26 protein-coding genes are annotated in these 23297 nt (G+C 71.1%); 14 read left to right on the top strand and 12 right to left on the bottom strand.

Features of this window, described 5'->3' with window-relative positions:
- Window positions 1-16: 16 nt before the first annotated feature.
- The 6 genes from serC to VH914_13395 form a co-directional block, all read right to left on the bottom strand.
- Entirely contained in the window at window positions 17-1147 is a 1131-nt protein-coding gene (gene serC, locus VH914_13420) for a phosphoserine transaminase (GenBank protein HEX4492202.1), read from the bottom strand.
- An 83-nt stretch (window positions 1148-1230) separates the two neighbouring features.
- Window positions 1231-1887: a cytochrome b/b6 domain-containing protein gene (locus VH914_13415; protein HEX4492201.1), complete on the bottom strand. Its 657-nt coding sequence runs from the start codon at window positions 1885-1887 to the stop codon at window positions 1231-1233.
- Window positions 1888-1963: 76 nt separating this feature from the next.
- Window positions 1964-2671, bottom strand: coding sequence for a molybdopterin-dependent oxidoreductase (locus VH914_13410; protein HEX4492200.1), 708 nt, complete (start codon window positions 2669-2671; stop codon window positions 1964-1966).
- Window positions 2668-4134, bottom strand: coding sequence for a wax ester/triacylglycerol synthase family O-acyltransferase (locus VH914_13405; protein HEX4492199.1), 1467 nt, complete (start codon window positions 4132-4134; stop codon window positions 2668-2670). Before VH914_13405 ends, VH914_13410 begins: the two co-directional genes overlap by 4 nt.
- A gap of 129 nt (window positions 4135-4263) precedes the next feature.
- Complete coding sequence (locus VH914_13400; protein ID HEX4492198.1) at window positions 4264-5379, bottom strand: DUF459 domain-containing protein; 1116 nt, start codon at window positions 5377-5379, stop codon at window positions 4264-4266.
- Window positions 5380-5382: 3 nt separating this feature from the next.
- Window positions 5383-6810 carry an MBOAT family protein gene (locus tag VH914_13395; GenBank protein ID HEX4492197.1) on the bottom strand — a complete coding sequence of 476 codons (1428 nt, stop codon included), beginning with the start codon at window positions 6808-6810 and terminating at the stop codon, window positions 5383-5385.
- 19 nt (window positions 6811-6829) lie between these two features.
- On the opposite strand from VH914_13395, the gene VH914_13390 reads away from it, so the two are divergent.
- The gene (locus VH914_13390; GenBank protein HEX4492196.1) at window positions 6830-7708 is read left to right on the top strand and encodes an alpha/beta hydrolase; all 879 of its coding nucleotides are present in this window, start codon (window positions 6830-6832) and stop codon (window positions 7706-7708) included.
- Here VH914_13390 and VH914_13385 read toward each other — a convergent pair.
- Genes VH914_13385 through VH914_13375 form a run of 3 tightly spaced genes read right to left on the bottom strand, consistent with a single transcriptional unit; the run spans window position 7692 to window position 10289 of the window.
- Window positions 7692-8753, bottom strand: coding sequence for an amidohydrolase family protein (locus VH914_13385; GenBank protein HEX4492195.1), 1062 nt, complete (start codon window positions 8751-8753; stop codon window positions 7692-7694). The two genes, VH914_13390 and VH914_13385, sit on opposite strands and share 17 nt — an antisense overlap.
- Window position 8754: 1 nt before the next feature.
- The gene (locus VH914_13380; GenBank protein ID HEX4492194.1) at window positions 8755-9519 is read right to left on the bottom strand and encodes an SDR family NAD(P)-dependent oxidoreductase; all 765 of its coding nucleotides are present in this window, start codon (window positions 9517-9519) and stop codon (window positions 8755-8757) included.
- Complete coding sequence (locus VH914_13375) at window positions 9516-10289, bottom strand: SDR family oxidoreductase (GenBank protein HEX4492193.1); 774 nt, start codon at window positions 10287-10289, stop codon at window positions 9516-9518. The genes VH914_13380 and VH914_13375 overlap by 4 nt, the downstream gene beginning before the upstream one ends.
- 87 nt (window positions 10290-10376) lie before the next feature.
- Between VH914_13375 and VH914_13370 the strand changes: the two genes are divergently transcribed.
- The gene (locus VH914_13370; GenBank protein ID HEX4492192.1) at window positions 10377-11165 is read left to right on the top strand and encodes a thioesterase family protein; all 789 of its coding nucleotides are present in this window, start codon (window positions 10377-10379) and stop codon (window positions 11163-11165) included.
- 74 nt (window positions 11166-11239) lie between these two features.
- Here VH914_13370 and VH914_13365 read toward each other — a convergent pair whose 3' ends face one another.
- On the bottom strand, window positions 11240-11716 hold the full coding sequence (locus tag VH914_13365; protein ID HEX4492191.1) for a hypothetical protein: 477 nt from the start codon (window positions 11714-11716) through the stop codon (window positions 11240-11242).
- Between the two features lie 203 nt (window positions 11717-11919).
- On the opposite strand from VH914_13365, the gene VH914_13360 reads away from it, so the two are divergent.
- From VH914_13360 to rsmI, 6 genes are all read left to right on the top strand, one after another.
- The gene (locus VH914_13360) at window positions 11920-12426 is read left to right on the top strand and encodes an Rrf2 family transcriptional regulator (GenBank protein HEX4492190.1); all 507 of its coding nucleotides are present in this window, start codon (window positions 11920-11922) and stop codon (window positions 12424-12426) included.
- A 94-nt stretch (window positions 12427-12520) separates the two neighbouring features.
- Complete coding sequence (locus VH914_13355) at window positions 12521-13453, top strand: NAD(P)H-binding protein (GenBank protein ID HEX4492189.1); 933 nt, start codon at window positions 12521-12523, stop codon at window positions 13451-13453.
- Complete coding sequence (locus VH914_13350) at window positions 13446-13931, top strand: hypothetical protein (GenBank protein HEX4492188.1); 486 nt, start codon at window positions 13446-13448, stop codon at window positions 13929-13931. The genes VH914_13355 and VH914_13350 overlap by 8 nt, the downstream gene beginning before the upstream one ends.
- Window positions 13932-14203: 272 nt before the next feature.
- The gene (locus VH914_13345) at window positions 14204-15238 is read left to right on the top strand and encodes a DUF933 domain-containing protein (GenBank protein HEX4492187.1); all 1035 of its coding nucleotides are present in this window, start codon (window positions 14204-14206) and stop codon (window positions 15236-15238) included.
- 4 nt (window positions 15239-15242) lie between these two features.
- Window positions 15243-15572 carry a DUF192 domain-containing protein gene (locus VH914_13340; protein HEX4492186.1) on the top strand — a complete coding sequence of 110 codons (330 nt, stop codon included), beginning with the start codon at window positions 15243-15245 and terminating at the stop codon, window positions 15570-15572.
- Window positions 15569-16426, top strand: coding sequence for a 16S rRNA (cytidine(1402)-2'-O)-methyltransferase (rsmI, locus tag VH914_13335; GenBank protein ID HEX4492185.1), 858 nt, complete (start codon window positions 15569-15571; stop codon window positions 16424-16426). The genes VH914_13340 and rsmI overlap by 4 nt, the downstream gene beginning before the upstream one ends.
- Here the strand turns inward: rsmI and VH914_13330 are convergent.
- Window positions 16375-16680, bottom strand: a complete 306-nt coding sequence (locus tag VH914_13330) for an AbrB/MazE/SpoVT family DNA-binding domain-containing protein (GenBank protein HEX4492184.1) — start codon at window positions 16678-16680, stop codon at window positions 16375-16377. The genes rsmI and VH914_13330 overlap by 52 nt on opposite strands.
- A gap of 250 nt (window positions 16681-16930) precedes the next feature.
- Here VH914_13330 and metG point away from each other — a divergent pair, with 250 nt between their 5' ends.
- The 6 genes from metG to ispE all read left to right on the top strand — a co-directional run bounded on the left by metG (window position 16931) and on the right by ispE (window position 22934).
- Window positions 16931-18457: a methionine--tRNA ligase gene (gene metG / locus VH914_13325; protein ID HEX4492183.1), complete on the top strand. Its 1527-nt coding sequence runs from the start codon at window positions 16931-16933 to the stop codon at window positions 18455-18457.
- Window positions 18457-19251, top strand: a complete 795-nt coding sequence (locus tag VH914_13320) for a TatD family hydrolase (GenBank protein HEX4492182.1) — start codon at window positions 18457-18459, stop codon at window positions 19249-19251. The genes metG and VH914_13320 overlap by 1 nt, the downstream gene beginning before the upstream one ends.
- 187 nt (window positions 19252-19438) lie before the next feature.
- Window positions 19439-20434 carry a transglycosylase family protein gene (locus VH914_13315; GenBank protein HEX4492181.1) on the top strand — a complete coding sequence of 332 codons (996 nt, stop codon included), beginning with the start codon at window positions 19439-19441 and terminating at the stop codon, window positions 20432-20434.
- An 11-nt stretch (window positions 20435-20445) separates the two neighbouring features.
- Window positions 20446-21174 carry a maleylpyruvate isomerase N-terminal domain-containing protein gene (locus tag VH914_13310; GenBank protein HEX4492180.1) on the top strand — a complete coding sequence of 243 codons (729 nt, stop codon included), beginning with the start codon at window positions 20446-20448 and terminating at the stop codon, window positions 21172-21174.
- A 48-nt stretch (window positions 21175-21222) separates the two neighbouring features.
- The gene (gene rsmA, locus VH914_13305; GenBank protein ID HEX4492179.1) at window positions 21223-22065 is read left to right on the top strand and encodes a 16S rRNA (adenine(1518)-N(6)/adenine(1519)-N(6))-dimethyltransferase RsmA; all 843 of its coding nucleotides are present in this window, start codon (window positions 21223-21225) and stop codon (window positions 22063-22065) included.
- Window positions 22062-22934: a 4-(cytidine 5'-diphospho)-2-C-methyl-D-erythritol kinase gene (gene ispE / locus VH914_13300; protein ID HEX4492178.1), complete on the top strand. Its 873-nt coding sequence runs from the start codon at window positions 22062-22064 to the stop codon at window positions 22932-22934. The genes rsmA and ispE overlap by 4 nt, the downstream gene beginning before the upstream one ends.
- 153 nt (window positions 22935-23087) lie before the next feature.
- Here the strand turns inward: ispE and VH914_13295 are convergent, their stop codons facing one another.
- Window positions 23088-23189 (bottom strand): AURKAIP1/COX24 domain-containing protein, encoded by a 102-nt coding sequence (locus VH914_13295; protein HEX4492177.1) that lies wholly within the window; start codon window positions 23187-23189, stop codon window positions 23088-23090.
- Between the last annotated feature and the right edge of the window lie 108 nt (window positions 23190-23297).

The following is a 23297-nucleotide window of genomic DNA, read 5'->3' as shown; positions in this document are numbered from 1 at the left end:
CCGGCGGCCGCGGGCGTCAACCCGCGAGGCGCTCGGCGATGTAGTCGATCGCGCGCGTGAGCACGGCGACGTCGTCGGGCTCGATCGCGGGGAAGAGGCCGACGCGTAGCTGGTTGCGGCCGAGCTTGCGGTAGGGCTCGACGTCGATGATGCCGTTCGTGCGCAGCGTCGACGCGATCTGCGCGGCGTCGACGCCGTCGAAGTCGATCGTGGCCGTCACGCGGCTCCGGAGCGCAGGGTCGGTGACGAAGGGTGTCGTCAGCGCTCCGGCATCCGCCCAGTCGTAGATCGTCGCCGCCGAGCGGTCGCAGCGACCGGCAGCCCATTCGAGGCCGCCCTGCGCGAGCATCCACTCGAGCTGATCCGCGAGCAGGAAGAGCGTCGCGAGCGCGGGGGTGTTGTACGTCTGATCGAGCCGGGATTGCTCGAGCGCGATGCCGAGATCGAGGCTCGGCGGCACCCAACGGCCGGACGACGCGATGCGCTCGATCCGCTCGATCGCGGCGGGCGAGCACAGCGCGATCCAGATGCCGGCATCGCCTGCGAAGCACTTCTGCGGCGCGAAGTAGTAGACGTCGAACGCACGCGGATCGACGCGCAGGCCACCCGCGCCCGAGGTCGCGTCGACGAGAACGAGCCCGTCGTCGCTCGGACGGGCGACCGGCAACATCACGCCGGTCGACGTCTCGTTGTGCGGGAAGCAGTACGCGTCGACGTCGGCGTTCGCGCGCGCCGTGGGCGCGGCGCCGGGCGCGCTCTCGATCACATCGGGAGCTTCGAGGTGCGGCGCGGCGCGCGTCACTGCCGCGAACTTCGACGAGAACTCGCCGCACACGAGGTGCTGCGCGCGCCATTCGACGAGTCCGAACGCGGCCGCGTCCCAGAACAGGGTCGAGCCGCCGTTGCCGAGCAACACCTCGTAGCCGTCGGGCAGCGCGAACAGAGCGGACATCCCGTCGCGCACGCGCCGGACGACGTTGCGCACGGTGGGGCGCCGGTGGCTCGTGCCCATGTAGCGCGGCGCGGCGTCGGCGAGCGCGACCATCGCGTCCTGGCGCACCTTCGACGGCCCCGACCCGAAGCGCCCGTCCGACGGCCGCAACTCCGGCGGCAGGCTGATCGCGGTCTCGGTGCTCGTGTCGGTCACGGGTCGAGGCTAGCGATCCTTTCTGGTCGGGCTCGCAAGCTTCGCCCTCCTCGGCGCCTCACGCGACGAGTCGGGTGGGCCGCTCAGCGACCCGCCCGTCGGGGCTGATCGCCATCTCGGTCCCCGAGGTCCGCGACGCCGACCACCTCGGCGTGCCAGCGCGGGCGGTGCTGGCGCGCCCAGACCTCCGGTACCGGCCCCGAACGCATCGCGCGCATCGCGATCGGGTCGCGCGTCGCGAACATGATGTGCCCGATCACCGAGATGCCGATACCGAGCGCGAACCAGTCGTGCACCGAGGTCGCGCCGGTGCGCCACGAGTCGGGGAACGGCGCGAAGAAGCGCATGATCGAGCCGCTCATGATCATCAGCACGAGCGCGGCGGCGAGGAACGTCGCGTTCAGCTTCTGCCCTGGGTTGAACTTGCCGAGCTCGACTCCCGCGCGCGCGTCGCGCCGCCACCAGCGCTTGTCGTCGATGCTCCAACGATTGAGGCGGCCGAGGTCGCGCCGGAGCGCGCGCCCCGCGCGCGTGATCAGGCCGAGGATCAGCGGGACCGGAAGGCTCAGTCCCGCGACCACGTGGATCGTGCGCACGAGCTCGCGCCGACCGACGATCGCCTCGAGCTCGCCGAGATACAGGCACGCGCCGGTCGCGATGAGGACACCGACGAGCGCGGCGGTCGTCCAGTGCACGAGCCGCTCGACGCGGTCGAAGCGCTCGATCTCGGCGGATGGCATCACGTTCCCGCAGGGGCGGACGGGTCGCGACGCGGACCGTCCGAGGTGGGGGCTGAGGCGTCAGGAGCGGCGACCATCATGCGGTCGGATCGTCCGAACGGCCGTTGGAATGGCCGACCCAGCCGTTCACGTCGTAGCCGCGGTGCTCCCAATAGCCGGGTTCGACGTCGGCGGTGACCTCGATCGTGTCGAGCCACTTCAGCGACTTGTAGCCGTACATCGGCGTGACCGCGAGCCGCACCGGGCCGCCGTGCTGTCGCGAGAGGTCGGATCCTTCGAGCCGGTACGCGACGAGCACGTCGTCGCGGCGGGCCTGCTCGAGCGTGAGGCTCTCGCTGTAGACGCCGTCGAACGACGTGAACCGCACCGCGGTCGCGTTCGCCTTCACGCCCGCGTCGTCGAGCAGGTCGCGCAGCTTCACGCCGGTCCACGCGACGTTGTGCACGCGCCAGCCCGTGACGCATTGGAAGTCGCGTGTGAGCGAGGTCGCGGGCCGCGTGCGCAGGTCCGCGTACGTGAGCGTTCGCGGCCGCTCGACGAGACCGCCGACCTTCAGGCGGTAGTCGGCGTGCGAGCGCGACGGCAGGCTCGCCGCGACCGAGTAGATGCGGAACCGACCGATCGGCAGGAGCGAGAGGAGGCCCGTCGGATCCCTCGCCTCGACCGGTCCGAGCGTGCGCTCGAGCCAGTCGTCGACCCGCGCGCCGACGAGCACTCCCGCGACACCGACACCGAGCAGCCCGAGGAAGACCCGCCGCCCGACCGGTGCCTCGTTCTGTCTCATTCAGAACGCGTCGAACGGTCTTGCGACGGCGGGCGGGTCGCCGTGCGGCCCGCCCGACTCGTCGAGGGAGGCGTGGAGGAGGGCGAAGCGTGCGAGCCCGACCCAAGAGCACAGACCTCGTCGAACCCGGAGCGCAGCGAGTCGACGAGGACGTCGGGGTCGGCGACCGCGGCGGTGTCGGTGACGATCCCGATGCAGCAGCGATCACAGTGCGAGACGAGCGTGACGTTGAGCGCCGCGCCCGACGGGGGTGCGAAGGCGTAGAAGCCGTCGACCTCGGCTCCCGCGAGGAACACCGGGATCGGCGCGCCGGGCACGTTCGACGTCACGAAGTCGACGCACTTGAGCATGCTGCCGAACAGCGCGGTCGAGGTTGCGGTCGGCAGGCGGTTCAGCACGCCCGCGAGCGTCGAGGTCATGCGCAGCGCGGGCTCCGCGCGCCAGCCCCGTACGAGTGCGCCGATCGCGCGCATGCGCTGCGCAGGATCCTCGATCGACGCGGGCACCGGGAAGCGCGCCGGCGCGAACTGGTTGCCGCCCGAGTCGTGCTCGGCGGTGCGCAGGTTGATCGGCAGCGTCATGCGGAGCTCGCCGATCGCCGACCCGTGGTGCGAGTGGTAGCGCGTGAGGCCGCCGACGACCGCGGCGACGAACGCGTCGTTCACGCTGCCGTCGACCGCCTTGGCCGCGCGCTTCAGGTCGTCGAGAGGGACCTCGAACGTGTCGAGCCGGCGGCCGAGGCTGCGCTCGCCGAGCACGTCCGACATCGGTGCCGTCGCGGGTGCGAGCATGCGCCCGATCGAACGGCCGGTGTCGAGCGCGCCGGCCGCGGCGCGCAGCGGGTCGCGCGCCGTCTCGACGACGGCCTGCGAGAGCATCGCCGGGACGCGTCGCGAGATGCCGAGACCGCGGCGCGCGCTGTGCTGCAGCGAATCGCGCAGCAACGAGAGCGCGCCGAGCGATGTCGCGGCGTCGGGCTCGGGCAAGGGCGCGGGCTCCGCGGCGTCGCGCTCGAGGTCGACGACCTGGGTCAGCAGGTCGATGCCGCCGACGCCGTCGGTCACCGAGTGGTGCACCTTCATGACCGCCGCGGCCCGGTGACCGGCGAGGCCCTCGACGATGGTGAGCTCCCACAGCGGGCGGGCGCGGTCGAAGCTCGCCTGGGCGATCGGCGCGACCAGCTCGAGCAGCTGGCGGTGGTCGCCGGGCTTCACCGCGCGCACGCGACGGAGGTGGAAGTCGAGGTCGAAGTTGGGCTCGTGCGCCCAGCGGGGCGGACCCAACCGCAGCGGCGGTGAGAGCACGCGCTGGCGCAGGCGCGGGATCGCGATGCTCGCCCGCGCGAGCCGGCGGCGCAGACGCTCGAAGTCGGGCGCGCGGTCGAGCAGCCCTACGGCGACAATTGTCGACCGCAGCACCGGGTCCTTCTCGATGTTCCACATGAGCGCGTCCGCATCGCTCATGTGATCCGCAAATTTGCTCATGGTCGCGCTCGCTGACGCTCGCCGCTCCTGAGGCCTCGGCTGACGCCTCGGCGCCCGGCTCAGGCGGTCCGCGAAGCGACCCGCCCGGTCTGTGGGAACGAATCCACGCTACCTGCGCGAAACGTGGACGATCGTTCGCTCCATGACCTGCAGCGTGCGCCGGGCGAGAAGGTCGCCGCCCGCGCGCTGGAAGTGGATGCCGTCGGCGGTGCGGACCTCGACGAGCTGGCCCTTCGAGTTCGGCAGGTACTGCGTGTACTTGCCGTTCGGATCCTGGAACAGCGTGAAGCTGTCGATGTAGACCGCCCGGCTCCGCTTGGCGGCTTCCTGCTCGATCACCTCGTTGATGATCGGCCACTGGTCGTCGCGCGTCGCGAGGATCGGCACGCCGACGTAGACGACCCAGCGGTTGGCCGCGATCAGCTGATCCATGACCGCGCCGACCCGCCGGTGGTACTCCGTCTTCCAACCGGCGCTGCCGAACGCGTAGGTGTGACCGTTCGGCGCGGCGATCGTCTGGTTGTCGTTGCTGCCGAGCATGAGCACGACGATCTGCGGGTTGAACCGCTGCACGTCGTTCCCGAGCGCGGCGGGCCAGTTGAAGTAGTCGGGACGGGTGAGTCCCGAGGACACGCGGAAGTCGACGGTCCCGTTGCCCGCCGCCTTGTACACGTGCTCACCCGCCGCGATCCGATAGAGCGAGGTGCCGAACTCGAACGACAGCGAGTCGCCGGCGACGAAGATCGTCGCGGGGTGCGCGCGCGACACCGTGAGCGCCTGGTACCGATGCGCGTTCGCGGTCGTCGTCGGGCCGTGCGCGACGGTCGTGGTGGTCGGCGACGTCGCGAACGGGTCGGAGGACGCGCGCCGGCCGTCCTGCTTCGATATCGCCGGCGGGCCGTTGCCGAGCTCCTTGTCGAGCGCGCGGCGGGGTCGATCGAGGCGCAGGAACGACGAGACGGAGTGGACCGGCTTCATGATGTCGACGCCGACGCGGTGGCGCCACGTGCCGAGTCGCTGTGTCTGCGCGGTCTGCAGCATCGAGTCCGCGTTGAAGAGCGTGCCGACCGCGAACGCGATGAGCATCGCGAGGATCGCGTGGCCCGCGGGGACGGGCCGGCGCGCGGTGCGCCGCTCGGTCGGCGGGCGCGTGCGTGTGATGTCGCTCGGCGTCTCGGCCGGCTCTGTCGGCTCCGTCGGTTCGGGATCGGTCGTCGTCGTCATGGCTCAGAAGGCGAAGTAGATGAAGGGCGCGACGCCCTGCGGCCCCATCGCGTCGATGAGGAGGAGTCCGAACGCGATCGCGACGCCCATCTGCACGGGCGAGAGTCGCGAGAACATCACCTGCGCCCGCTCGATCGCGTTGCTCGGTACGTATTGCATCCCGATGCCGACCGCGATCGCGAGGAGCACACCGCCGGTGAGCAGCGGCGCGGGGCTCGTCCACCCGACGAACAGGCGCGTGAGGATCACCCCTGCGGTGTGGAACGTGTCGGCGCGGAAGAAGACCCAGGCGAAGCACACGATGTGGAACGTCACGATGCGCCGCACGATGCGTCTTCGCATCGTGTCGGGTGGCGGGTCGATGCCGAGGCGCGTGCGTCGGTTCGCGCGCATGTGCTCGAAGGTGAGCGCGCCGCCATGGATCGCGCCCCACGCGACGAACGTCCACGCCGCGCCGTGCCACAACCCGCCGATGACCATCGTGAGCATGAGGTTGCGGTACGTCGACCACTCGCCGTCGCGATTACCGCCGAGTGGGATGTAGAGGTAGTCGCGCAACCAGCGTGACAGCGTCATGTGCCAGCGGCGCCAGAAATCCTGCAGCGACTCCGCCGAATAGGGCGCGTTGAAGTTCTGCGGGAACCGGAATCCGAGCAGCAGCGCGAGTCCGATCGCGATGTCGGTGTAGCCACTGAAGTCGCAGTAGATCTGCACCGCGTAGCCGTAGATCGCGAAGAGGATCTCGCGACCGCTGTGCAGCTCCGGCAGGGTGAAGACCTTGTCGACGAGCGTTGTCGCGAGGAAGTTGGCCAGCACCACCTTCTTGAAGAGGCCCGACATGATGAGGAAGAACGCCCGGCCCGCGTCGACCTTGCGCGGGTCCTTCTTCTCGCGCAGCTGTGGGAGGAACTCGCTCGCGCGCACGATCGGTCCCGCGATGAGGTGCGGGAAGAACGAGATGTAGACCGCGAAGTCGAGGAAGCCGACGGGCTCGAAGTTCCGGCGGTAGATGTCGATGACGTAGCTCATCGCCTGGAACGTGAAGAACGAGATGCCGATCGGAAGCGTGACCCGGAGGACGTCGGGGCTCAGGTGGATGCCCGCGTGGACGAGCGCGTTGCGCGCGGAGACCTCGAAGAACTGCGCGTACTTGAAGTAGCCGAGCAAACCGAGATCGCCGACGATCGCGATCGTGAGCGCGATGCGGCGCGCGCGCTCGTCGCGCAGCCGGTGGATCGCCGTGCCCCACAACTGGTTCCAGACCGTCGACGCGACGATGAGGAACACGAACTTGGGATTCCAGTAGCCGTAGAAGAAGTAGCTCGCGGCGATGATGAAGAGCCGCCACCGGGTTCCGCGGGGCATGAGCAGCCAGCTCGCCGGCAGCGCGATCGAGAAGAAGATCGCGAACGTGACCGTCGGGAAGAGCACCGGCGGTAGCGTACGTTTGGTGCGGGAACGCTACGTGGTTGCCGGGGGACACCGGTTCTACTGCCTCGAGGCGGGGACGGGACCGCTCGTGCTGCTCTGCCACGGCTTTCCGGAGCTCGCGTTCTCGTGGCGCCATCAGATCGACGCGATCGCGGCGGCCGGTTTCCACGTGGTCGCGCCCGACATGCCGGGCTACGGCCGCTCCGACAAGCCCGATGTCGCCTACGACATCGAGTTCCTGAACGGCTGTCTCGCGGTGATCATCGGGTCGCTCGGACACGAGCGCGCGGTGCTCGCGGGCCACGACTGGGGCGGCCTCATCGTGTGGCAGTTCGCGCGCCGGTACCCCGAGCTCACCGCGGGCGTGATCGGGGTCAACACCCCCGACCTCCCGCGCCCGCCGGTCCCGCCGGTCGAGTTGATGCGGCAGATCTTCGTCGACACGCCGATCTACATCATCCAGTTCCAGGAACCGGGGCTCGCGGAGTGGGTGTTCTCGTGGGGTCGCGGCGCCGACGACTTCGTCGAGATGATCTTCCTGAACGAGATGAACCGGAACCCCGGCGCGTTCACACCGGAAGTGCTCGAGGTCTACAAGGAGGCGTTCCGTCCGCTCGGCGCGTTCACACCGCCGATCGAGTACTACCGGAACATGGATCGCAACTGGGCGCTCATGGCCGATCTCGCGGACCGCAAGATCGAGGTGCCGTGCCTCATGATCAGCGCCGAGAACGACATCGTGCTGAGCCCGGCGATGTCGGTCGGCATGGAGGAGCGCGTGCCGAACCTCGAGCGCGTGCTCATCCACGATTGCGGGCACTGGACGCAGCAGGAACGGCCGCAGGAGACCACCGACGCGATGCTCGGTTACCTCACGAAGCTCACGCCGTGGTCGTGAAGCGCGCGTCCAGTCGGTAGAACTCGACGGGCGTACCCCAGAGGACCGCGTCGAGCTCGTCGGCGCTGAGCTCGGCCGCGCGCGCGTCGACGAACTCGCTCACCGCGCCGGGAAACTCCGCGTCGGGGTGCGGGAAGTCGCTGGCCCAGATCACGTGGTCGGCGCCGAGTGCGCGCACGCTCGACGACGCGAGTGCGTCCTCGGGATCGCTCGACACGACGCACTGGCGCGCGAAGTACTCCGACGCCGACAGCGAGAGGTCCTTCGTCTCGCTCTCGGCCATCCACTCGCGGTGGTCGTCGAGGCGTGCGAGCCAGTACGGCACCCAGCCGGTCCCGGATTCGAGGAACGCGACCCGCAGATTCGGGTGCCGTTCGAGCGCGCCTTCGAGCACGAGGCTCGCCATCGCGGCCATCTGCTCGAGCGGGTGCGAGAGTGCATGCCGCAGCGCGAAGCCGTCGAAACGCGTGCGGCCGATCGTGTCGCCGCGCAGACCGAGTCCTTCGTGCACCGCGAGCACGAGCCCCGTCTCCTCGAGCGCGTCGTAGAACGGGTCGTAGGCGCGGTCGCCGAGGTTGCGGCCGTAGAGATGATTCGGGCGCGCCATCATCGCGACGAGACCGAGCTCCGCGGCGCGACGCGTCTCCGCGGCCGCGCGCGGCGGGTCCGCGAGCGGCGCGATGCCCGACGCCGCGAGCCGGCGCGGCTCGTGCGCGCAGTACGAGGCGACCCAGTCGTCGTAGCGCCGGCAGGCGTCGTCGTTCTCGGCCGCGTCGAGCTCGGGTTGGTACGGCACGAACAACCCGACCGACGGATACAGCACGACCGCGTCGATGCCCTGCTGATCCATCGCCCGCAGGTACGACGGCGCGTCGAAGCCGTGGTCCCACTGGTCGGTGAGGTCCGCGCCGCCGCACGCGACGAACGGCGTCGTCGCCGGCAGGTCCATCGGGTTCAGGTCGCTGCGGTGCGCGGGCCCGAAGGTGCCGCCCGGCTCGATGACGTGCGCGTCGGCGTCGAGGACCCGCGCGGGTCGCCCGGCCACGTCAGCTCCGCCGCGCCGCCATCGCGCCGTCGAGCGCGAGCACGGTGCCGCTCGTGTAGGTCGAGCGGTCCGACGCGAGGAACGACACTGCGTCGCAGACCTCGGCCGCGGTGCCGAGCCGCCGCATCGGATTGCTGGACGCGACCATCTTGATGATCTTGTCGGGGTCGGGCGCCTGCGCGGCGACCTCCATGAAGAGTCCGGTGTCGGTCGCCGACGGCGAGACCACGTTCACGCGCACGCCGTCGGGCGCGTGCTCGATCGCGGCCTGCTTGGCGAGGTTCACGAGCGCGCCCTTCGACGCGCAGTACGCCGCGTAGCCGGGCGCGCCGATGCTGCCGAGCACCGAGCCCATCAGCACCACCGACCCCGATCTGTTGCGCACCATTGCGGGGATCGCGTGCTTCATGCAGAGGAACGGGCCCTTGAGGTTGACGTCGAGGACGCGCTGCCAGTCGTCGTCGGTGCACTCGACGACCGACGAACGGGTCTCGATCGCCGCGCTGCACACGAGCACGTCGAGGCGGCCGTGCCGTTCGACGACGGCGTCGACCATCGCCGCGACCTCAGCCTCGCTGCGAACGTCGACCGTCCTCGCTTCCGCGTCGCCGCCGGTCGCGCCGATGCGCTCCGCGACCGCGAGCGCGCGGATTTGGTCGATGTCGGCGACCACCACACAGTGCTGCTCGCTTGCGAGCCGCTCGGCGATCGCCGCGCCGAGCCCCGCGCCACCACCCGTGACCACTGCCACCCGCGCTTCGCTCATCGGTAGGCCGCCAGTCCGCCGTCGCACGGGATGACCGCGCCCGACGTGTAGCTCGACTCGTCGCTCGCGAGGAACAGCGCGATCTTCGAGATGTCCTCCGCGACGCCGAGGCGGCCGACGGGGATCATCGAGCGCAAGCCTGCGAGGAAGCCCTCGGGATCGGGCATCGCGTCCGCGACCTTGCGGAAGCGGGGCGTGTCGATCGAGCCCGGCGCGATCACGTTGGCGCGCACGGCCGGACCGAAGTCGACCGCGATCTGGCGCGTGAGCGCGACCAATCCCGCCTTCGCGGCGCCGTACGCGGCGTAGCCCTCGCTGCCGATCAACCCGAGCACCGACGAGGTGTTGATGATCGAACCCGATCCGCCGGTGATCATGTGCGGGATACCGGCGCGGCACGCATAGAAGATCGCCGTGAGGTTCGTCGTGATCGTGAGGTCCCACTCCTCTTCGGTGCAGTCGACCAGCCGACCCGACATCTGCACCGCGGCGTTGTTGTAGAGCACGTCGAGGCGCCCGAGCTGGGAGATCGTCGCGGCGACCATCGCGTCGCAGTCGGCGCGGCGCGACACGTCGGCGTGGAAGGCGAACGCGTTGCTCCCCGCGGCCTCGACGAGGCCCACCGTCTCGCGGGCGCCGTCGTCGTCGATGTCGATGACGGCGATGCGCGCGCCGTGCTCGGCGAAGAGCACCGAGGCGGCGCGGCCCTGACCCGACCCCGCACCCGTGATCAGCGCGACCTTGCCGTCCAGCAGGCTCGTTCTGGGCACGCGGCGGACGCTACGGAAGCGCGACGCACCTCGTCAACGTGACGGGCGGTCAGATCGGTCGTCGGAACTGTCTACGATCCCGCGCCGATGTCCGACGCGCTCTTCGTCATCGACGGCCCGACGGCCGTGCCCAGTGAGCTCACGCGCGGCCCGTGGGATCCGAACGCGATGCACGGCGGACCACCGTCGGCGCTGCTCGCGCGCGCGGTCGAGCAGTGCGACGAGGGACCGGCGCCGTTCGTCGCGCGCCTCACCGTCGAGCTGCTGCGACCGGTTCCGCTGCAACCGCTCACCGTCGCGGCGCGCACGCTGCGGCCCGGCAAGCTCGTGCACTGGGTCGAGGCGACACTGCACGCGGGTGATGTCGAGGTCGCGCGCGCGGTCGGCCTGCGGTTGCGCACGGTCGAGCACTCGGTCGTCGCCGCGCCCGCGACCGAACCGCTCGCGACGCGCGACACCGGCACGGTCATCGACCTCGATCCGCAGGTGCTCCGTGGCGTCGGGTTCTGGAACGCGAACGATCTCTGCATCGTGTCGGGCCAGTTCGGCGGTGCCGGTCCGGGTGGCGCGTGGATCCGCCTGAAGGTTCCGGTCGTCGCGGGGGAGGAGCCGAGCCCGGCGCAGCGCGTCGCGGCCGCGGCCGACTTCGCGAGCGGCATCGGGAACCCCGTCGACGTGATGGTCGCGAACGCGATCAACGCCGATCTCACGATCGCGATGCACCGCGCGCTCGTGGGCGAGTGGGTCGGCCTCGACGCGCGCGCGTGGGCCGACGGTCAGGGCACCGGTCTCGCCGAGGCGCTGATCTTCGACGACGCCGGTCCGGTCGGCCGCTCGTTGCAATCGCTCATCGTGCGCACCTCACCGATGCGCTGACGCGCGCCGTCCGACCCGAAGGCTGAGGCGTCAGGAGCGGCGAGCGAAGCGAGCGCGACCGGAAAGCACCGAGCTCAGTCTTCGCGGCGGTCGACGTCGGCGGCCCAGAGGGCGAACTGGCCGTTGCTGTAGACGATCGACGTCGGGCGACCCTCGAGCGGCGGCCGCAGTCCGCCGCGCGTCATGTCGACGCGCACGCGGATCGTGCGGCGGCCCTTCGCGGTCGGCAGCGCGACCCGGCCGTCGGACGACCACTTGAACGCCGATGCGGGCAGCGTCAGCGACTGGTAGGTCGAGAACTTCTTCAGCCGCTTGTCGAGCGCGGCCTGCACCCGATCGACGATCGGCGAGTGGAACCCGGCCGGCAGCTTCGCCTTCTCGATCTCCTGGCTGACGATGTCGCGCAGCTCGTCCTTCGACGCGCCGCCCGGGCGCGCGAGCGCGGCGACCCGCGCCGCGTTGCTGACCCGGTTGACGCGCTCGAGCGTCGCGACCAGCAGCTCGTGCTGATCGGGGTCCGGGAGGATGTCGACTTCGTTGGCCGTGCTCATTCGCTCGCTCCTTCGCCGGCTCCCCTGCGGGTCGCCGACTCGCGCGCTCCCTGGCGAGCCTCGACGCTCGCTCCGCTCGCGCCTGCGGCCGCGTGACGACGACGTCCTGCAAGATGCCGTTGACGGGCGCATCGTGGAGGACGCGGACGCACGTCGGCAAGCGGGATTGGCGTCGGATATCACGGATACGTAATATCCGGAACATGCGGATGTCGGACGGCGTCGAGTGGGCGGTCCACTGCGCGACCGTGCTCGGCGCGCTGCCCGAGGGGGCGTGCCTGAGCGGAGCCCGGCTCGCCGAGTTCCATGGCGTGCCCGCGCCCTACCTCGCGAAGCACCTCCAGACCCTGACCCGGGCCGGCGTCTTCGTCGCGGTGCCGGGACCGAGGGGCGGCTATCGGCTCGCCCGTCCCGCCGCGGAGCTCACCGTGCTCGACGTCGTCGAGGCGCTCGAGGGCACCAAGCCCGCGTTCCGTTGCACCGAGATCCGCAAGCGCGGCCCCTCCGCGGTCGGCGCGTCGGAGTACTCGACGGTGTGCGGCATCCACCGGGCGATGGTCCGCGCCGACGGGGCGTGGCGGGACTCGCTGCGCAGCACGACGATCGCCGAGCTCCTGCACGGCGTCCTCACCGAAGCGCCGCCCACGTCGCTCACCAAGGGCATCGAGTGGCTGCAGGCGGCTACGAAAGGAACGGCCGTGAGCGGCTGAGCCGTCGAGCGAAGCGAGCAGGGCGGCCTCGCCGGCGGCCCATCTCGCGTCACCGAGCGGCGAGCGCAGCGAGCGCGACCAGAAAGGCCTGATCATGGGAACGATCTTCGTCACCGGCGCGACGGGCGTGCTCGGAAGAGCCTCGGTCGCGCAGCTGCTCGACTCCGGACACACGGTGCGCGCGCTCGCTCGCAACGACGAGCGCGCCGCGGTGGTCGCGGCGGTCGGTGCCGAGCCGTTCGTCGGCAACCTGTACGACGTCGACGACATGAAGCGCGCGATCGCCGGCATCGACGCCGTCATGCACCTCGCAACGCGCATCCCACCGTTCACGCGCGGGTGGCGCGCGTCGACGTGGGCCGAGAACACCAAGCTGCGGGAGACGGGCACGCGGGTGCTCGTCGACGCCGCGCTCGCGAACGGTGTCGGCCGCTTCGTCGCGGAGTCGATCAGCTTCATCTATCGCGACGGTGGGTCGTCGTGGCTCGACGAGCACTCACCGGTCGAGGCGTCGATCGCCGCGATGCGACCGGTGATCGCGCTCGAGCACGAAGTCGAGCGGTTCACGGCCGAAGGCGGCGCAGGTATCGCGCTGCGGTTCGGTGCGTTCTACGGCGCCGACGCGCGCAGCACCGACGAGCTGCTCGGGCTCGCGAAGTGGAAGCTCGCGCCGGCGCTCGGCGCTCCCGACGGTTACTTCTCGTCGATCGGCACCGACGACGCGGGACGCGCGGTCGCCGCGTCGGTGCGCGCACCCGCGGGCGTCTACAACGTCGTCGACGACGTTCCGCTCACGCGTCGCGAGTACGCGGACGCGTTCGCCGCGGCGTTCGGGCTCGGCACGCTGCGCATCCTGCCGACGTGGATGTTGAAGCTCGGTGGCGCCGCGGCCGAGGCGATGATGCGCTCACAGCGCGTCAGCCATGCCGCGTTCACGGGCGTGACCGATTGGGCGCCCGAGCATCCGAGCGCGGTCGAGGGCTGGAAGGCCGTCGCCGCCGCGAGACGAGGAGGTTCCCGTGGGTGACGACAGAGTCGGCGCCGCGCAGCGCGTGCTGCTCGCGATCCTGACGATCTCGGGCGTGACCGTCGGAGGCTGGGCCGCGTTCGCGCCCCGTTCGTTCTACGACAAGTTCCCGGGCCTCGGACAGATATGGGTCGCGGTCGACGGGCCGTACAACGAGCATCTCGTGCGCGACGTCGGCGCGCTGAACCTCGCGCTCGCGGTCGTCAGCCTCTGCGCGCTCGTGTCGCTCGCGCGCTCGACGATCGTCGCGGCCTCGCTGGGATGGCTCGTGTACGGCGTGCCGCACTTCGTGTACCACGCGCGCCATCTCGGACCGTTCGACGGCACGCAGAGCGTGGCGCTGCTCGCGAGCCTCGCGTCGACCTCGGTCCTCGGGCTCCTGATCCTGTGGCTCGAACGGGCGCGGCTGCCTCACGGCACGGTGTTCGCGCCTGAGCGCGTGAGCGAAGCGAGCAGCGCGACCTCGGCTGGGGATTGAGGCGTCGGGGAGGGCGAAGCTTGCGAGCCCGACCAGAATTAACGGCGGCCGGCGCGCGGCTTCTTGCCGTGGTTCGCCTTGTTCCGGCGGGCGCGCAGTCGACGGAGCTTGCTCTTCTTGCTCATGAGAACGGGCACGCTACCTGAAGGGCGCGTCCGGCGGCGAACCACGTTCGCACCAGACGGCCGGGTCGCCGTGCGGCCCGCCCGAATCGCGGGCTGCGGCGTCCGGAGCGGCGAGCGCAGCGAGCGCGACGAGACAGAATGGTCCGTATGGAGAACCTCGGACTCGTCGGTCTCTCCGACGCGGGCTCGAACCTCCTTTTCAGCGCCCTCACGGGCCTCCCCGATCCAGGGGTCTTCGAGTCGGCGGTCGCGATCGCGCCGGTGCCCGACGAGCGCGTCGAGCGGCTCACCTCGATGTCGCAGTCGAAGAAGGTCGTGCACGCGGGCTTCGAGCTCGTGCACATCGCGCTCCCGCCCGGCGCGAAGCCCGGTGAAGGGCTCGGCACCCGCTTCCTCGGCGCGCTCCGCAACTGCGACGCGATCCTGTTCGTGCTGCGCGCCTTCGACAGCCCGGTGGCCGGCCCCGCCGATCCGACCGGCGACCTCGCGGGACTCGAGCTCGAGCTCGTGATCGCCGACCTCGCGACGGTCGAGGGCCGCACCGACCGTCAGCGGCGCGCGGCGAAGGGCGACAAATCGCTGCTGCCCGAGATCGCGGCGCTCGAGCACGCGCACACGGTGCTCGAAGCGGGTACCCCGATCTACCGATCGGAGCTGAGCGCGGACGAGCGCACGTTGCTCGCGCCGTGCTTCCTGCTGACCAGCAAGCCGCATCTCGTCGTCGTGAACGTCGCCGAGGACCAGGTCGCCGACGGCGATGCCGTCGCCGCGCCCTTCGGGACCGACGCGCTCGCCGCGTGCGTGGAAGTCGAGTCCGAGATCGCGGCGTGCGAGCCCGACGAGCGCTTCGAGATGCTCGAGACGTTCGGCATCGGCGAGAGCGTCGTGCCCCGTCTCGCGCGCCGCGCGTACGAGCTCTTGAACCGGCGCACGTTCCTCACGACCGGTCCCGACGAGACGCGCGCGTGGACGTTCCGCGCCGGCGCCCGCGCGCCCGAGTGCGCGGGCGTGATCCACTCCGATCTCCAGCGCGGCTTCATCCGCGCCGAGGCGATCGACTGGCAGGAGTTGCTCGACGTCGGGTCCTGGGCGAAGGCGAAGGAGCTCAACAAGATCCGGCTCGAGGGCAAGGAGTACGAAGTGCGCGACGGCGACGTGCTCGAGATCCGCTTCAACGTCTGACGTCATGGCCTGGCTGGTTCGCGGCGACGACGTGCTGGCCGCGGCCGAGGTGGCGGTGACCCGCCGGCAGCGGCGACGTGGTCTGCTCGGTCGCGACGCGCAGGACGGCGCGATCGTGCTGCGACCGTGCCGTCAGGTGCACTCGCTCGGGATGCGATTCCCCCTCGATGTCGCCTTCTGCGATCGCGACGGGTTCGTCCTGCACATGACGACGCTCGCGCCGTGGCGGCTGTCGCGGCCGGTGCCGCGCGCGTACTTCGCGATCGAGGCGTCCGCCGGCGCGTTCGATCGCTGGAAGCTCGAGGTCGGCGACATCATCGAGGTTCGCGGGTGACCGGAGCACTCGTCGTGGTCTCGACCCCGATCGGCAACCTGCGCGACCTCTCGCCCCGCGCCGCCGACGAGCTCCGCGGCGCCGACGTCATCGCCGCGGAGGACACCCGCCAGACCCGAAAGCTGCTGAGCCTCACCGACATCCCGGCCGGGAATCGGCTGCGCTCGGTGCACGCGCACAACGAGCAGCGCGAATCCGCGCGCATCGTCGAGTTGATCCGCGCCGGTAGTCGAGTCGTGCTCGTGACGGACGCGGGTACGCCCGCAGTGTCGGATCCCGGCGAGCGAATCGTGCGCGCGTGCATCGACGCGGAGTTGCCGGTCGAGGTCGTGCCGGGTCCGAGCGCGGTGCTCGCCGCGCTCGTCGTGTCGGGCCTGCCGGCGACGCCGTTCGTCTTCGAAGGCTTCCTCGCGCGCAAGGGTGCGGCGCGCGCCGAGCGGATCGACGCGCTCCGACGTGCACACGCGACGACAATCCTCCTGGAGTCACCGATGAGGGTCGCGGCGACGCTCGCCGAGCTGCGCGACGCGCTCGGCGAGGACCGCCGCGCGGTCGTCGCACGCGAGCTCACGAAGCTGCACGAGGAGGTGCAGCGCGGCACGCTCGGTGAGCTCGCGGAGCAGTTCGCGGCGCGCGACCTGCGCGGCGAGTGCGTGGTGCTCGTCGCGCCCGCGGGCCCACCTGCGCCGGTCGGCGACGAGGAGATCCGTTCCGCGCTGACGCGCTCGCTCGCCGCGGGCGCGAGCCGTCGGGATGCGGCCGCGAGCGTCGCGGGTGCGCTCGGCATCGCGCGCCGGCGGGCCTACGAGCTCGCGGTCGAGCTCCCGTCGGTGGTGGTGAACGTCGAGTCCTGACCGTTCGCGGTGACGCCGACCGTCAGCATCTCGACGCACGCCGCGCACACGAGCTTGTCGCGATAGGGACTGAGCCCGTCGGAGGAGCTGCAGAACACGCACGTTCGTTCGACCTTGGCGAGTACGAGGTGGCCGCCGTCGACACGGATGTCGAGCAGATCACCGACCCCGATCTCGAGGATGCGGCGGAGCTCGGCCGGGACCACGATCCGTCCGAGCGCGTCGATGCGGCGGGTCATGCCGATGGAGTTCATGCGGCTTCGACCACGGTCGCCGGATCCGAAGCGTTCGGACCACTCCGATCCTTCAGAGCGTTCAGCGTTGGGCGCGTAACGACCGCGACCGCGATCTGCGCCTGACTGGAGTTCATGTACTCCCCCCACAGGGCCGGTGACGCCTCGATCGGGCGCCCCACTGGCCGGGGAGCGTAGCGTTTTCGTCGCGGGAACGGGCTCCCCACCGGTCAGAATGGGCGAACCGTCCAGCCGAGCGAGGCGTGCTTCCGTGCCCGAGCCGTTCTACGTCACGACTCCGATCTACTACCCGAACGACGCGCCGCACATCGGTCATGCGTATACGACGGTGTCGGGCGACGCGCTCACGCGGTGGCGCCGGCTGTGGGGCGACGACGTCGTCTACCTGACCGGAACCGACGAGCACGGGCTCAAGCTGCAGCGCGCGGCCGAGGCGAACGGGATCTCACCGCAGGAGATGGTCGACCGCACGAGCGCGCAGTTCCGCGAGGCCTGGGACCTGCTCGACATCGCATACGACGACTTCATCCGCACGACCGAGCCCCGTCATCGCGTCGCCGTCCAGCAGTTCCTGCAGACGCTGTACGACGCCGGCGACGTCGAGCTCGGCGTCTACGAGGGCCTCTATTGCGTCTCCTGTGAGGCGTATTACACCGAGGACGAGCTCGTCGACGGGCTCTGTCCGATCCACGCCCGACCCGTCGAGCGGGTCACCGAGGAGAACTACTTCTTCAAGCTCTCTCGCTTCGAGGAGCGGCTCCTGGCTCACTACGAGGAGCATCCCGAGGCGGTGCAGCCGGACACGCGTCGTAACGAGGTGCTCGGGTTCATCAAGTCGGGGCTGCGCGACTTCTCGATGAGCCGCACGTCGATCACGTGGGGTGTCCCGTTGCCGTGGGACGAGAAGCACGTCGCGTACGTGTGGGCCGACGCGCTCTTCAACTACTGCACCGCGATCGGCTACGGCACCGATCCGGAGCGTTTCGATCGCTATTGGCCCGCGAACTACCACCTCGTCGGCAAGGACATCCTGCGCTTTCACGCCGTGTACTGGCCCGCGATGCTGATGAGCGCGGGGCTCGAACTGCCGAAGTGCGTGTTCGCGCACGGCTGGCTGCTCGTCGGCGGCGAGAAGATGTCGAAGACGAGCATGAACCAGATCGCGCCCGCGGATCTCGTGCGCGACTTCGGCGTCGACGGTGTGCGCTACCACTTCCTCGCCGACCAACGCTTCGGTCCCGACGGTGACTTCTCGTACGAGGCGATGGTCGCGCGCTACAACGCGGATCTCGCGAACAACTTCGGGAACCTCGCGAACCGCGTGCTCACGATGGCGACGAACTACTGCGGCGGTGTCGTGCCCGACGCGCGCGACGACTCGGTGCTGCGCGCCGCGGCGGAGTCCGCGTTCACCGCGCAGTGCGACGCGATGGAGCGACTCGCGTTCTCCTCCGCGTTCGGCGCGGTGTGGGATCTGATCGGCGCGACCAACGCGTACATCGAGGACCGCCAACCGTGGGCCACGAACAAGGCGGGCGATACCGCGGCGACCGCGGCGGTGATCGGCGCGTGTCTCGAGGCCCTGCGACTCGTCGCGCTGCTCGCGTCGCCGGCGATCCCCCACGCGGCAGCGGAGCTCTGGCGGCGGCTCGGGCTCGCCGGCCGGCCCGAGGATCAGCGGCTCCCAGGCGCCGCGACCTGGGGTTCTCTCCCGGTGGGGAGCCCCCTCGAGCGCGGCGCGCCGCTCTTCCCCCGCATCGAGCGCGCCGACGCCTGATGGTCGCCTGGATCGACTCCCACTGCCATCTCCAGTGGGAGCCCGAGCGTCCCGACCACCCGCCCGCCGACCCCGAAGGCGACCTCGCGCGTGCCGCCGACGCGGGCGTGGCCGCGTTCGTGTGCGTGGGCACCGACCTGGCGACGTCGCGCGCCGCGGTCGAGCTCGCGGAGCGGCATCCGAACGTCTACGCGACCGTCGGGCTGCACCCGCACGACGCGTCGCGACTCGATGCAGAGTGGGACGACCTCGTCGCGCTCGCGCGTTCGAGCGCGCGCGTCGTCGCGATCGGCGAAGCCGGTTTCGATCTGCACTACGAGCATTCACCGCGCGACGCGCAGGCGCGCGCGTTCGCGGCGCAGATCGCGCTCGCGCACGAGCTCGATCGCGCGCTGGTGATCCACACGCGTGACGCGTGGGACGACACGTTCCGCGTGCTCGCCGAGAGCGGTGTGCCCGCGCGCACGATCTTCCACTGCTTCACCGGCGGCGTCGACGAAGCGCGCCGCGCGCTCGCGATCGACGCGCTGTTGTCGTTCAGCGGCATCGTGTCGTTTGCGTCGGCGAGCGACGTGCGCGAAGCCGCGGCCGTCGTGCCGCGCGACGCGCTGCTCGTCGAGACCGACGCGCCGTTCCTCGCGCCGGTACCGCACCGCGGCAAGCGCAACGAACCCGCGCTGGTCCCGGTCGTCGGAGCCGCGCTCGCGGCCGCTCGCGACGAATCCGTCGAGATCGTCGCCGACGCGACGAGAGCCAACGCGACCAGGGTGTTCGCGCTCTCTCCGTCGGCCTGATCACCGAGCGCGCGCTCGCTGCGCGGTTCGCAATTGGAAGGCCGGGGCAGGAATCGTTAGCTTGCGCACGCCGCGGGCGGAGCCGAGGGCCCTGTCGCGTCGCGCGTCGTGCCAGCCAACCGGGAGGCGTCTCATTCGAAGCGTTGCGCGTCGACCCGTCACGGGTTTGCGGCCGGTCAAGCCGGCGGTGCGCGGCGACGTTCGCAGCGCGCGACGTCGTCACCTCTCACCCGGCACGCGCGCGGCGCTCGGGCGCACCCGCTTCATCGAGATCGTCCCCGCCGGTCCGAGTCGCGTGCACGCGAGCGCGCCGCCGCTTCACGACGAGCCGCCGGTCGTGCTGCATCCGCTCTGGGCGCCGGTGCACGCGCGCCGCAGCGACGGCATCGACATCCGTCCGCCCGCGCGACGCGCGCACGCGCTGCATCCCGCGACTCCGCCGCGCCACGGCACGCGTCCGGGTCGACGGCCGCGTCCGATCGTTCCGTTCGACATCCCCGTCGAGGCCTACGCGGTCGAAGTCGGCGGGAGCGCGCATCCGGTGGTGCGCCGGCTCGGTGATCGCCGCCTCGTCTACGTCGAGCACCGCCGCGCGGTGCGGCGCTCGTATCGGCGTCGCCAACTCGCGCTCGCGGTCGGTCTCTCGAGTGCCTTCGTGGCGGTCGCAGCCACCGCGCTCGCGCCCGGGGGGCACGCCTCGGCGGCGGCCCCGGCCGCCGTGTCCGGGACGGCCGCGCCGGTCGTGCGTGCCGCGGCCGCCGCCCCGCCGTCCGGGGCTGGCCCGCGGCCCGCCTACGACCGGGCCCGCGGGATCACGCCGGTCACGGCCGGTCCGCGGCTGACCGCCGAGCACCGGCCCGACGACCGCGACGAGCGGCACGTCCCGATCCCGCCGTGGGGCAAGGGCTCGATCGCCGACAATCCGTTCTTGATCTGCACGAAGGGCTACGAGTCGATCGACGCCGGCGGGTACCACGCGATCGGCGACGGCGGCCGCTACCGCGGCGCGTACCAGTTCGACCAAGTCACGTGGAACGGGGTCGCGGACCACGTCGGCCACGAGGAGTGGGTCGGCGTGCTGCCCGACGAGGCCCCGCCCGCGGTGCAGGACTACTTCGCGCTCACGCTCTACAAGTGGCAGGGCGCGCGCCACTGGAACGGTCGCTGCGCGGGGCTGCCGTAGCCTCCGGGCACATGGACGGCGCGCGAGCGGCACGCGGTGCGCGTGAGGCTCACGAACGACTCGTACGAGCGCTCGACGCGCACGGTGTCGACGACGCGCTCGCGCGACGACCTTCGTTGTTGCCGGGATGGAGTGTGGGTCACGTGCTCACCCATCTCGCGCGCAATGCCGACAGTCATACGCGCATGATCGAAGCGGTGCTGCGCGGCGAACCGGTGGAGCAGTACCCGGGCGGGTCCGCGCAGCGTTCGGGCGACATCGAGGCCGGCTCGACGCGAGACGCGCGCGTGTTGATCGACGATCTACGCGCGTCCGACGACGCGATGGCCGCGGCGTTCGCGCGCGTCGACGACGCGACGTGGGCGCGCGACGCGTTGCGGTGGGGCGAGCCGTGGCCCGCGGTCGACCTTCCGTTCCTGCGTTGGCGCGAGGTTGCGCTGCACGCAACCGACCTCGGCGTCGACGGCGTCGACGCGAGCATCTGGCATCCCGACTACGTCGATCACGAGCTGCGCCGGCAGGTCGGCGCGCTGGCGTGGCGGCTCCCGGCCGGAACCGCCGTGCGACTCGTCGCGCGCGACGCCGGGTGGAGCACGTTCGTCGTGCCGTCCGCCGGGGACCCCGTGCGCGGGGTCGTCACGGTCGAGGACACGGCGGCGGAATTGCTCGCCTGGGCGGTCGGGCGGGCGCCCGGTGGCACCCATTGGCCGCCGCTCGAACCGTGGCGCGGCTACCCGTAGGTTCGGGTCAACCCGAGTACGCGCGCGTCCGGCGGCCAGACTGAGCGGGTGGACCTGCTCACGCCCGCGTCGATCCAGGCGCTCCTCGACCGTCACGACCTGCGCCCGGGGCGCGCCCTCGGGCAGAACTTCCTCGCCGATCCGAACACCGCGCGCCGCATCGCACGCCTCGCGGGAGTCGACGCCCGCGTGCCGGTCGTCGAGATCGGACCCGGTCTCGGATCGCTGACGCTCGCGCTCCTCGACGCCGGCGCGCCCGAGCTCGTCGCGCTCGAGCTCGACCGTCACCTCGTGCCGGTGCTCGACGAAGTGCTCGCGGGACGCGCCGCGCGCGTCGTGCAGGGCGACGCGATGACGATCGACTGGTACGCGCTGCTCGCGAGCGCGTCGCGTTGGGTGATGGTGTCGAACCTTCCGTACAACGTCGCGACGCCGGTCGTCGTGCGCGTGCTCGAGGACGCGCCGATGGTCGAACGGCTCTTCGTGATGGTGCAGCGCGAGGTGGGGGAGCGGCTCGCGGCGACACCGGGAAGCGCGGCGTACGGCGCGGTGTCGGTGAAGGTCGCGTATTACGCACACGCGGAGGTCGCGGGTACGGTGCCGCCGACCGTGTTCGTACCGAAACCAAAGGTCGATTCCGCCCTCGTGCGCCTGGAACGGCGCGCATCGGCACCCGTCGACGTACCCGACGTCGGCCGTATGTTCGAGATCGTGCGCGCAGGCTTCGCGACGCGGCGCAAGATGTTGCGGCGAGCGCTCGCGGTCGCGTTCGGCGATCGCACGGTTCCGTTGCTCGAGGGCGCAGGCATCGATCCGAGCGCGCGTGCCGAAACCCTCGGGCTCGACGAATGGGCGGCGATCGCCCGCGCAGAACGCGAGGTTGCGGCGTGACACGGTGGCGTGCCAACTCCAAGCTCACGTTGTCGCTGCGCGTCTTGAGTCGCCGCGCCGACGGATTCCACGAGCTCGACGCGCTCGTCGTGTCGGTGACCGAGCCGCACGATCAACTCACGGTCACGGCCGGGCAGCGGCGGGACCGCGTCGAGCTGGTGCTCACCGGACCCGCGGCCCAGGGCGTCACACCCGGCGGCGACAACCTCGTCGTGCGCGCGGCGCGGATGATGCTCGACCGCGCGCGAGACGCGCACCGCGCGTACGGCGTTCGCATCGAGTTGGACAAGCACATCCCCGCGGAGGCGGGCCTCGGTGGCGGGTCGGCCGACGCCGCGGCGGCGCTGCATGCGCTCGACCGGCTCCTCGATCTCGACCTGTCGACCTTCGAGCTCGCGACGCTCGGCGCCGACCTCGGATCCGACGTCCCCTTCTGCGTGCACGGCGGTGCCGCGTCGATGCGGGGTCGGGGCGAGACCGTCGAGCGCACGGATGTGCCGGCACTACACGTCGTGGTCGCGGTACCGCCGTTCGCGCTCGCAACGCCCCGTGTCTTCCGGGCGTGGGACGCGCTCGGCGGTCCGAGATCAGAGCGCGTCGTCACCGTCGACGGGGTCGGCGACCTCGTGAACGATCTCGAGCCCGCCGCGGAAGACGTCGAGCCCCGCCTGCGGGGGTTCCGCGAGGCGCTCGAGGTCGCGACCGGCGCGCCCACCGTGCTCGCGGGGAGTGGCTCTGCGTGCGCATCGCTCTTCCAGGACGCCGCCGCCGCCGCGGCCGCGGTGGCCCGGGTCGCCGAATCCGGCATCGCGCGGCTCACCGTCGCCGGATCCACCGCGTCGAGCGGCGTCGAGCGCCTCGACGCCTGACGGGGACAAAACGAAGCGACCGCCGCGTCGGGCGGTCGTTCAGAGCTGTGTCGTGCCCGCCGGAACGAGCGGGTCGCTGCGCGGCCTGCTCGGCTCGCCGACTGAGGCGTCCGGAGCAGCGAGCGTCGCGAGCGCGACCAGAGCGTGCTGGAACTACTTGCCCTGCTGACGCCGCTGCCAGCGCGTCTTCTTGAGAAGCTTCTTGTGCTTCTTCTTGCGCATGCGCTTGCGGCGCTTCTTGATCAGGGAGCCCATAGCAAGGGCTGACCGTACTCGGCGCCGGCGGACCCGGCCAAACCGCGCAGGATGGCCCGCGCGCGGCGGTAACGTCACCCGGGGTCGGGGGTGGTGTAACGGCAGCAC

The sequence above is a fragment of the Acidimicrobiia bacterium genome, from assembly GCA_036271555.1.
Lineage (GTDB): Bacteria > Actinomycetota > Acidimicrobiia > IMCC26256 > PALSA-610 > DATBAK01.
The sequence above is the reverse complement of the archived record's forward strand: the minus strand, read 5'-3'. Positions and strand labels throughout refer to the sequence as shown.

Excerpts from the sequence above, each read along its gene's own strand:
- VH914_13405 (HEX4492199.1), bottom strand. The coding sequence starts at position 4,134 with ATGAGCGATGCGGACGCGCTCATGTGGAACATCGAGAAGGACCCGGTG.
- VH914_13360 (HEX4492190.1), top strand. The coding sequence starts at position 11,920 with ATGCGGATGTCGGACGGCGTCGAGTGGGCGGTCCACTGCGCGACCGTG.
- VH914_13355 (HEX4492189.1), top strand. The coding sequence starts at position 12,521 with ATGGGAACGATCTTCGTCACCGGCGCGACGGGCGTGCTCGGAAGAGCC.
- VH914_13295 (HEX4492177.1), bottom strand. The coding sequence starts at position 23,189 with ATGGGCTCCCTGATCAAGAAGCGCCGCAAGCGCATGCGCAAGAAGAAG.
- VH914_13415 (HEX4492201.1), bottom strand. The coding sequence starts at position 1,887 with ATGCCATCCGCCGAGATCGAGCGCTTCGACCGCGTCGAGCGGCTCGTG.
- VH914_13345 (HEX4492187.1), top strand. The coding sequence starts at position 14,204 with ATGGAGAACCTCGGACTCGTCGGTCTCTCCGACGCGGGCTCGAACCTC.
- VH914_13380 (HEX4492194.1), bottom strand. The coding sequence starts at position 9,519 with ATGAGCGAAGCGCGGGTGGCAGTGGTCACGGGTGGTGGCGCGGGGCTC.
- VH914_13330 (HEX4492184.1), bottom strand. The coding sequence starts at position 16,680 with ATGAACTCCATCGGCATGACCCGCCGCATCGACGCGCTCGGACGGATC.
- VH914_13370 (HEX4492192.1), top strand. The coding sequence starts at position 10,377 with ATGTCCGACGCGCTCTTCGTCATCGACGGCCCGACGGCCGTGCCCAGT.
- VH914_13340 (HEX4492186.1), top strand. The coding sequence starts at position 15,243 with ATGGCCTGGCTGGTTCGCGGCGACGACGTGCTGGCCGCGGCCGAGGTG.
- VH914_13400 (HEX4492198.1), bottom strand. The coding sequence starts at position 5,379 with ATGACGACGACGACCGATCCCGAACCGACGGAGCCGACAGAGCCGGCC.
- VH914_13365 (HEX4492191.1), bottom strand. The coding sequence starts at position 11,716 with ATGAGCACGGCCAACGAAGTCGACATCCTCCCGGACCCCGATCAGCAC.
- VH914_13320 (HEX4492182.1), top strand. The coding sequence starts at position 18,457 with ATGGTCGCCTGGATCGACTCCCACTGCCATCTCCAGTGGGAGCCCGAG.
- VH914_13410 (HEX4492200.1), bottom strand. The coding sequence starts at position 2,671 with ATGAGACAGAACGAGGCACCGGTCGGGCGGCGGGTCTTCCTCGGGCTG.
- VH914_13310 (HEX4492180.1), top strand. The coding sequence starts at position 20,446 with ATGGACGGCGCGCGAGCGGCACGCGGTGCGCGTGAGGCTCACGAACGA.